The following is a 933-nucleotide window of genomic DNA, read 5'->3' as shown; positions in this document are numbered from 1 at the left end:
CATGGGCTTATGTTGGTTTTGCTGACGCTGTACCCCTGAATGGTCGCGGCCTCCAGGGTCGCGGGCATTTGCGGCGGTGGGGTGACGCTCAGCAGCACATCCGCCTGACGCTGGCCGCTGTTATCGCCGTGGGCCGGGTCGTAATACCCCGGATGTATTCCCCCGGCAGCTAACCAGTAACGCAGCTCATAGTTGTGTGTGGAGACAGGAAACACCATGCCCATGTTGAACGACTTACCTTGCGCCTGATACGAGGCAATCACAGGTTTGAGCACGCTGGCACTGATTGGGTGCCGGGGAGTGCCGTTGTCCGTTTTCGCCAGGTTCGGCTTGATCGCGTCCCAGACGTTATTGGCCACCGTGATGGCGTTACCGTTGAGATCCATGCTGAACGCCGTGATCACCTCCGCTTTGGTACCTATGCCTATGGTGGCACCAATCGGCTGTCCGGCCAGCATGTGGGCACCATCCAGCTCGCCGTCAATCACCCGGTCCAGCAGCACTTTCCAGTTGGCCTGGGCTTCCAGTGACACATACAGGCCTTCGTCTTCGAAAAAGAAGTTTTCATACGCCACGGCCAGCGGGGCCATATCGGTCAGCTTGATAAAGCCGAACTTCAGCTCATCTTTTTCCGGCGGGCCTATCTGGGCCTGTGCCGGCAGCGATATCAGGCTGGCACTTGCAATGCCGGCTATCATCCATCGATTGATCGATTCCATATCCAAACCTCTTCCATAGATAAAAAACAAAACGTTAAAAACAAAAAACGCCGCCCTCCCCGAAAGGAGCAGCGACGTTGCTGTAGTGATCAATTTTTTCAGTGGCGCGTGACGTTAGCGCCGGGTCATAAACGGTTCAGGCTGGCCGGACGCATTGAGGATGTCTGGGGGTTTCTGGCCCAGGGCGACATCTTTTGCCTGTCATCCGATACCG

At 56.5% G+C, this 933-nt stretch carries 1 protein-coding gene; it reads right to left on the bottom strand.

Features of this window, described 5'->3' with window-relative positions:
* A partial coding sequence (locus P0Y67_RS22675) for a CmpA/NrtA family ABC transporter substrate-binding protein (RefSeq protein WP_342393702.1) occupies positions 1-698 on the bottom strand: 698 nt, incomplete at its 3' end.
* Positions 699-933: the final 235 nt, after the last annotated feature.

The sequence above is a fragment of the Photobacterium sp. SP02 genome (assembly GCF_038519165.1).
In the GTDB taxonomy this organism is placed as follows: domain Bacteria; phylum Pseudomonadota; class Gammaproteobacteria; order Enterobacterales; family Vibrionaceae; genus Photobacterium; species Photobacterium halotolerans.
This window is presented reverse-complemented; position numbering and strand designations above follow the sequence as displayed.